1 protein-coding gene and 1 pseudogene are annotated in these 2,904 nt (G+C 60.7%); both read left to right on the top strand.

Annotation, left to right across the window (positions count from 1 at the left end):
* Positions 1 to 1,437 (top strand): annotated as a pseudogene (locus ASG51_RS24495) (hypothetical protein); the annotation flags it as partial.
* Positions 1,352 to 2,356, top strand: coding sequence for a hypothetical protein (locus ASG51_RS17365; protein ID WP_056382132.1), 1,005 nt, complete (start codon positions 1,352 to 1,354; stop codon positions 2,354 to 2,356). The pseudogene ASG51_RS24495 and the gene ASG51_RS17365, both read left to right, overlap by 86 nt.
* Positions 2,357 to 2,904 lie beyond the last annotated feature (548 nt).

Raw genomic sequence — 2,904 nt, 5'->3', positions numbered from 1 at the left:
AGCCTTGGCTCCATCAAGAGCTCGAACGCGACGGGCACCACCTTCACGGTCGATAGCGCGGACACCGCTTACCTGGTGCAGGGCGGAGCTGGGCAGGACACTGTCGTCGTCAAAGGACTGACGCTCACGGCAGCTCAGCGCGACCAGATCTTCACGGGATCAGTTGAAATCATCACCGACGCGTCAGGCAGCTATTCAAAATTTGGAGCGGGTACGGGTAATGTGCCCCTAACGGGTGCGCCAAACACAACGATCTCACGAGTTGATTTGGATGGATCACACATAGTTGCCACCTACGATGCCAACGGCATTCTTGGTAACCTCAGAAAAACTCATCTCGACGGTTCGTCGGAGGCTCAGGCCTACACCGGCGGCCTCCTCACCCGTAAAGTTGCGACCTACGCACCGGGCGGGACGGAGGTCTCCAACACCAAGGTGTTCGACGCTGCCGGCGTACTCACGAGCGAGACGCAGCTGCACGCGGACAAGAGCAAGGACGTGTACCTGTCGAATCTGACGGGTCGGTCCTACGTGGCCGAGCACGACAGCTACGACACGGCCGGCCTGCTGGTGGAGGCCACGCGCACCCATGCGGATGGCTCGCTCGACTACCACTACGTGCTGGCCAGCGATGGCACCAAGACCGTCGATCAGTTCGATGCTGAGGGTACGCTCACGCTGCACAAGATCCTGGGCACGGACGGTTCGTCGACGGCTCAGGCCTACACCGGCGGCCTCCTCACCCGTGAGATTGTGACCTACGCRCCGGGYGGGACGGAGGTCTCCAACACCAAGGTGTTCGACGCTGCCGGCGTACTCACGAGCGAGACGCAGCTGCAYGCGGACAAGAGCAAGGACGTGTACCTGTCGAATCTGACGGGYCGGTCCTACGTGGCCGAGCACGACAGCTACGACACGGCCGGCCTGCTGGTGGAGGCCACGCGCACCCATGCGGATGGCTCRCTCGACTACCACTACGTGCTGGCCAGCGACGGCACCAAGACCATCGATCAGTTCGATGCTAACGGTAAGCTCACGCTGCACAAGGAGCTGAGCACGGATGGCTCGTCGAAAGCTCAGGCCTACGTTGGTGGCCTTCTCGCCCGTGAGGTCGTGACCTACGCGCCGGGCGGGACGGAGGTCTCCAACACCAAGGTGTTCAACGCTGCTGGCGTACTCACGAGCGAGACGCAGCTGCACGCGGACAAGAGCAAGGACGTGTACCTTTCGAACCTGACGGGCCGGAGCTACGTGGCCGAGCACGACAGCTACGACACGGCCGGCCTGCTGGTGGAGGCCACGCGCACCCATGCGGATGGCTCGCTCGACTACCACTACGTGCTGGCCAGCGATGGGTACGCTCACGCTGCACAAGATCCTGGGCACGGACGGTTCGTCGACGGCTCAGGCCTACACCGGCGGCCTCCTCACCCGTGAGATTGTGACCTACGCGCCGGGTGGGACGGAGGTCTCCAACACCAAGGTGTTCGACGCTGCCGGCGTACTYACGAGCGAGACGCAGCTGCACGCGGACAAGAGCAAGGACGTGTACCTGTCGAACCTGATGGGCCGGAGCTACGTGGCCGAGCACGACAGCTACGACACGGYCGGCCTGCTGGTGGAGGCCACGCGCACCCATGCGGATGGCTCGCTCGACTACCACTACGTGCTGGCCAGCGATGGCACCAAGACCGTCGATCAGTTCGATGCTGAGGGTACGCTCACGCTGCACAAGGTCCTSAGCACGGACGGTTCGTCGGAGGCTCAGGCCTACACTGGCGGCCTCTTGACCCGTGAGGTTGTGACCTACGCGCCAGGCGGGACGGAGATCTCCAACACCAAGGTGTTCAACGCTGCCGGCGTGCTCACGAGCGAGACCCAATTGCACGCGGACAAGAGCAAGGACGTGCACCTGTCGAATATGACGGGTCGGAGCTACGTGGCCGAGCACGACAGCTACGATAGGGATGGCGAACTAGAGTTTGTAAATCAGACGAATCTCGATGGATCGCATATGCAAACTGCCTACCAAATTGGGCAAACACTTGTTTCAGCGGCAGGCGTAGCCGATTCCTTCAAAAGTTTCGCTGCTGATACATTCGTCTTTGTGTCGGGTTTTGGCAATGATACGGTTGCAAAGTTTCACGCAGGCTCGGGTAATGGCCATGACACACTTTGGCTTGACGCTGCCCAGGTCTCAGATTTTACGGAGATTCAGAGCCACATGACGGCTATTGGCTCCGACACGCTGATAAACTTGAGCGCCACTGACTCGATCCTACTGAAAAATGTGCAGATTGCGTCACTGAAGCTAGAAAATTTTCAATTTATCGATCATGGCCTGTTCCATGCTTGATGATATTCATGGATTGCCTGCAAGGCAGGAGGCCAGAAGCTGAAACCGGATCCAGTGCGGTGACAGGCGCTGGCGCATATGGCCGAGGACGGGCCGGATCCGCGCCGGCACGGCGTGGAGGCTGGTCGGTAATGGATCAGCCTGCCGGGGTTTGCGTCTGCCCGGAAGTAAGCCTCTTCGAAAGCTTGTTGGGCCGCACGATCAAGGCTCCTGGCTTTGTAACGCTGTCGGTGGGCCCGCGCCACTATGGGCAGTATCCAGCCACTGTGCAGTCCCGCGGTGTGCTGGCATCAGTTTAGCCGAGGTTGCTTCATACCGGGAGCCGTTATGGGACGAGTTCTTCACGGCTGGCCCACGACCACGCACGCGATGGGGGGGCAACAGCGATCAAAAGCTTCGCGCAATGACCTTATACCAAGCCTCGCTGAGCAGGACTCACGCGGGGTAGCGTCGGCATCTCGGTCGTGATTCATTCCTGGGTTTGGAGCCTGAGGAGGATGCGATGGCTGCTCCGGTGCCGCTGCGATCGGACTTCGATGCGCAAGCCT

It is taken from the genome of Methylobacterium sp. Leaf465 (genome assembly GCF_001424705.1).
Taxonomy (GTDB): domain Bacteria; phylum Pseudomonadota; class Alphaproteobacteria; order Rhizobiales; family Beijerinckiaceae; genus Methylobacterium.
The sequence above is the reverse complement of the archived record's forward strand: the minus strand, read 5'-3'. Positions and strand labels throughout refer to the sequence as shown.